9 protein-coding genes and 1 pseudogene are annotated in these 4,794 nt (G+C 37.9%); all 10 read right to left on the bottom strand.

Annotated features, from left to right (window positions below):
• A partial coding sequence (locus IM509_RS03505) for a DUF3782 domain-containing protein (RefSeq protein ID WP_287716412.1) occupies positions 1–372 on the bottom strand: 372 nt, incomplete at its 3' end.
• Between the two features lie 95 nt (positions 373–467).
• Positions 468–662 (bottom strand): hypothetical protein, encoded by a 195-nt coding sequence (locus IM509_RS03500; protein WP_185237301.1) that lies wholly within the window; start codon positions 660–662, stop codon positions 468–470.
• Positions 655–1,038: a type II toxin-antitoxin system VapC family toxin gene (locus IM509_RS03495; RefSeq protein WP_185237296.1), complete on the bottom strand. Its 384-nt coding sequence runs from the start codon at positions 1,036–1,038 to the stop codon at positions 655–657. Before IM509_RS03495 ends, IM509_RS03500 begins: the two co-directional genes overlap by 8 nt.
• Positions 1,035–1,256, bottom strand: coding sequence for a hypothetical protein (locus tag IM509_RS03490; protein WP_002760517.1), 222 nt, complete (start codon positions 1,254–1,256; stop codon positions 1,035–1,037). The genes IM509_RS03495 and IM509_RS03490 overlap by 4 nt, the downstream gene beginning before the upstream one ends.
• Before the next feature lie 27 nt (positions 1,257–1,283).
• A pseudogene (locus IM509_RS03485) lies at positions 1,284–1,779 on the bottom strand (PIN domain-containing protein).
• Complete coding sequence (locus IM509_RS03480) at positions 1,763–2,053, bottom strand: UPF0175 family protein (protein ID WP_008203693.1); 291 nt, start codon at positions 2,051–2,053, stop codon at positions 1,763–1,765. The pseudogene IM509_RS03485 and the gene IM509_RS03480 overlap by 17 nt, the downstream one beginning before the upstream one ends.
• Positions 2,054–2,135: 82 nt before the next feature.
• Positions 2,136–2,405: a type II toxin-antitoxin system RelE family toxin gene (locus tag IM509_RS03475; protein WP_185237297.1), complete on the bottom strand. Its 270-nt coding sequence runs from the start codon at positions 2,403–2,405 to the stop codon at positions 2,136–2,138.
• Complete coding sequence (locus tag IM509_RS03470) at positions 2,398–2,646, bottom strand: type II toxin-antitoxin system Phd/YefM family antitoxin (protein ID WP_002739617.1); 249 nt, start codon at positions 2,644–2,646, stop codon at positions 2,398–2,400. Before IM509_RS03470 ends, IM509_RS03475 begins: the two co-directional genes overlap by 8 nt.
• 992 nt (positions 2,647–3,638) lie before the next feature.
• On the bottom strand, positions 3,639–4,028 hold the full coding sequence (locus IM509_RS03465) for a hypothetical protein (protein ID WP_287716409.1): 390 nt from the start codon (positions 4,026–4,028) through the stop codon (positions 3,639–3,641).
• 64 nt (positions 4,029–4,092) lie between these two features.
• Positions 4,093–4,410 (bottom strand): hypothetical protein, encoded by a 318-nt coding sequence (locus IM509_RS03460; protein WP_185237299.1) that lies wholly within the window; start codon positions 4,408–4,410, stop codon positions 4,093–4,095.
• Between the last annotated feature and the right edge of the window lie 384 nt (positions 4,411–4,794).

The raw sequence follows: 4,794 nt of genomic DNA, 5'->3' as shown, positions 1-4,794 counted from the left end.
CTCACCATTGGTATAGGCAAGGACATCAATTTCTAGGTGTTGTCCATCTTTACTGACTCGCACACTGGGACTGATAACTTCCATACCAAACCGTTGTCTGAGAATCGTTTCCATTGAGGGAAGGGCAAGTCCTTCGGTAAAGCTGCCGAATTTTGCCCCTAATCCCCCAATTTGCTGACCTAATTCTTTGAGTTGTTTGTCAGTCTTCTTCTGTTGTTGGGCGTTTTCCTTCTGTTGTTGACTAACTTCCTTCAATAGTAGGTCAGTCTCCTTGAGTTGTTTGTCAGTTTCTTTTTGAGCAGCAGTTAATTCGGCCTGAGCAGTCGCTAATTCGGCTAAGAGTCTCCATACGTCTTCTGATGTAGTTGCCATAGATAATTTTTTTCCCTCTAATTTGGTCTATTACTATTTTACTGAATTTCGCCGATTAATTATTAATTAATCATTGTTAATTAATGGGACAAGAATCACCGCCACCAGCGACTAACATCCCTAATCCCTTGATACACTTCTCTTAAGGCGACCTCTCCCCCAAAATGAAGGATTAAAGGCGCTAAATTGGGAATAGAATTAACAATTATCTTCATTCTCTTTGATTTTTTGACTAATTCATGACTGGTTCGCTGAACGCTGGAAAATGCTAACGTTGATGGGTTATTCATTTGACAGATCATAGAGTTCTAAGCCTTGAATAAAACAAAAATCTCTCAAATTCAATGTATATAGCTTAATATTCTGCACTAATGCTGTTGAGGCAATGATAGCGTCAGGGATGTTGAGTTTGTGACTGAGGGAGTAGGTTTCCATTAAGTTAATAAATTGATTGGATATTGCGACATCTACAGGAAAGGTATGTAGCAATCCGAGATGTCTTTTGATTTTGTTGAGTTCATTTTTATTGATTGATCCATAATATAATTCGGCTTGAGTAATAGAACTAATGGCTAGTTGATTTAGTCCAATATGGCGAAGCTCTTCGATAATTCTATGGTTGTTTTTATAGAATTCAATGAGGATATTGGTGTCACATAAAATCATCGGTTTTCTTCTCGCCATGCTGCTTGACGGATAGATTCAGGGGTGATATTTCTGTTTTCCCACAATCCTGCTAGGGCAAAGAAGTCTTGCTCGTTATCAGATAATGTTGTTTGATCTTCGATGATTTCTACGGAGTCAACAAAATCTAAAGCAGTTAAAATTTTAGAGAGTGTTTCTGCTTTTTCTTGGTCACGAATGTGTACGATTAGTTGTTTCATGGTAGTTTATTTTGTATTGATTTGGTATTAATGATCATTGTCTAATTCTGTTTTTAGCCAATTAAGAATCGGAGAACTAATACGAATTCCATAATCAACTAACTGTTGTGATAAATCTAAAATTTCTTGTTTAGATAGATAACCTGCATAAAAACCAACCAAGAGAATTCCTAATGTTCCTTTGACGGGTAATTCCATAGCTTTGGCAACTCTTCTTGCTAATTTATCATCTATAATTACCCAGTCTAGTTTGATTGAAATTGCCAAGAGAATAACTTCTAATTCTCCTCGATCTAATCCTAGTAATAGCGGTTCAAGAGGAGATGATGATGCAACTTCTTGAACTTGAATCCAATTGGCATTTTTGAGTTCTTTTGCCCCCCGGTTTATTATCTCCAGCGATGACAATTTCTTGATAAACTGCCCAAGGAATAATCACTTCATTAAATAGCTGATTAAGAAGATCTAATTGATTAATCAAAGATAAGGCGATGATCGGTGTAGAATTAACAATTATCTTCATTCTCTTGGATTTTTTGGGCTAATTTACGGCTGGTTTGTATTTCTGATTCCCATTCTTCTGCTGTGTAATCAATAATGGAAAAACCATACTCAGAGAGAAGTGTATAAAATGTATATTTATCGCATCCTAATACTTGTGCGCCGATTCCTGCTGAAATTTTTCCTTCTTGATAAAGATGCCCTAATGTATAAATTATGACTTTACGAGAGAATGCTTCTTTTTCTTCTCTGGCGGCAATGAGAAGTTCTTCGGGAAATGTTACATTAATGCTCATGAGTGTTTAAAAATAATTTGTTTTTCTTGATTTTAGCAGGAATAATATCGCTAATTAATTGATGGTTGATAATTAATATTCTCTATATTGTTCTCTTTAGTTGTTTATAAATTTCATCATCGTTTCGTTTGTCAATCAGCAAGATTTCTAGTGTTTGCTCCTCAACACGATAAACGATTCGATATTCACCAATATCGGCTCTATGATAAGAGTATCCTTTTAACTTTAGAGAATCTTGGGGATAGGGATTTGTTCTCAGTTCGTTTATTTTTGTGGCTACTTGTTTGGCGTGTTTATCTGGCAGTTTTTTTAAGCGTTTAGTTGCCTGTCGAGATAGGTTAATCTTAAGCATTTAAAATTTCTGACAGTAAAGCCTCACTTTCTGTTGTTCCGATAAAACCTTCTTGATGAGCTTTTTCTGCCTGTAAAGCCAAAAGTTGATTTTCTAACTCGGAAAATCTCTCAAATTCCTCGATTGACAGCACGACTGCAACATTACGTCCCTTTTTTGCTATCTTTACTGGTTCTCTTCGAGCCAAGTCTAACAGTTCGCCAAAGCGATTTTTTGCTTCTGAGGCTCCTAATGTTTTCATAACTAACCTTTATAGAAACTAGCCATTATGACCATTTTAGCTATTATAGCAATTATTGACAGGGCAATCACTTCCACCAGCGGCTGACTTCTCTAATTGCTTGATGGACTTCTCTTAAAGCGACCTCCCCCCCAAAATGAAGGATTAAAGGCGCTAAGTTGGGAATAGTTTCGAGGAAATGAAGACGAGTGAGAGTACCCAAAGCATGAAGGGTATTTTCCCAGAAGGATAGGTCAACATTAGCAGGGGTTAAGGTGGCGGTTAAGGCTTTTAATGCCTCTGCACGCGGGTATTCAGACCCAATCGTTCTGGCAATTTCTAAGGGTTTCGGGTAACACTTCAGTTGACATACTCCGCGCCGTGAACGGACGTGGATTCTTCTATCATCACTGATTAGAATTTCTGGCTCAACGAGTTCGCTTAAATCAGACCCCTTGCGGTATCTAACCCAGAGGCGAGTCTCTCCTCAGACTTTCGCTCCATTACAGAAGCCTGTTCTCGTATGCCCTACGATACAGTTCAAAACCTCTAAAATAATTGGTTTCTCTGGTACTTGATGCTTAGAGCTTTTACCCATAAAAGCAATCCTTTATGGAACCCTATAACTCTAGTTTTCAAGGTGCGCCTATCGATTAGATAGCTAGGTTTTTAGAGCGGTTGAATACCTTATCCGCTATGGTCTAGCATTATACATCATAAGGGGAATTATTTCCACCACCGACTAACATCCTTAATACTTTGATACACTTCTCTTAAGGCGACCTCTCCCTCAAAATGAAGGATTAAAGGTACTAAGTTAGGAATAGTTTCGAGGAAACGAGGACGAGTGAGAGTTCCCAAAGCCTGAAGGACATCTTGCCAGAAAGATAAGTCAACATTAGCAGGGGTTAATGTGGCGGTTAATGTTTTTAATGCCTTTGCACGGTAGTATTCAGACCCAATCCCTCTGGCAATTTCTAAGGCTTCTGGTAAGATTTCGGATAAATAAAAAACTAACCACGTCGTCTATAATCACTCCATTCAGGAAACTCAGAAAGATATTCTTTATTGATTCCACGGATGCAAATGTATTCACCCTGAATCCAGACTATTGAAATTCCAGAAGTTGACAGTGGCGATTTCCGTAAAATCAACCAAAACGGCAAGCACAATAGTGCAAATATTACTAAAGAAACCGAGACAATTCCATCTCCGTATGCTAGATTCAAAAAATGTATTGTAGCAGCAGCCATAATCATCCCAAAAATTACGCACGAGAAAATCCTATCTGTTAATAATCTGTGCTGTTTTTTAACTTCTTGAGAAAGTCCAAAAGTGATTTTTTCGTATTTTGTCATAGCAAAATATGCAATGATAACCGGTATTGTTACAATCCAGGGCACAAAAATTAAAAAAATGATTCTAATCAGGGCAGAAAAAAGGGCAGAAAAATTAACGAATAAAGGATTAAAGGATAAAGTCTGTTCTTCTTTTCCCGTTACCGGGCGATTGGTTTTGATACAGCGATTTGGTAGAGATGCCCCCCCGCAACATCACCAGATATCCATCATACTGCCATATTCTCTTTCCCTTATCTTTAGGAATACAGTAAATATCAACGGGTTCATTGTTTAAGTTAACCTCAAAATTCACCAATAACCCCACTCTGGGAAATTCTTTTTCGTCCTTCCAATCGGAGTTTGTGAACTGGTATCTTGTCCCGTCATTGCCTCTGATAACCCCTGTGTTATTGGAGGTGTCGAAGCGTAAAATAGTTCCTTCCATCTGCAAAAAATCCTTGAGCAAAACCTTATTTATTTCTTCTAAGTATATCGTAAAAAGCTGATCTGCAAGAGGAACATAAGTTTCATATTCTAAGTAGGTGGGTGGAATTAAATATAAGATGAACGTAGGTTGGGTTGAAGCATGAAACCCAACACCCGCTAATGTTACGCTACCGCTAACCCATCCCAGGGTAAGCGCATCTTAACAATTCTTGACAAAATCAACTTTATGTGATTTGCTTACCCAGAGAGCGATTCAGGCATATTTGAGGAGAATTGGCCATCTCAATTGTTAAGCAAAAATCGACCAAATGTGAATATTTCGTAACTATTCTGATTGACTGGTATCACTTGAAATGCCCACACAGCAAGCGGTTCACAAAAT

It is taken from the genome of Microcystis sp. M31BS1 (assembly GCF_020245285.1).
GTDB lineage: Bacteria > Cyanobacteriota > Cyanobacteriia > Cyanobacteriales > Microcystaceae > Microcystis > Microcystis panniformis.
The sequence above is the reverse complement of the archived record's forward strand: the minus strand, read 5'-3'. Positions and strand labels throughout refer to the sequence as shown.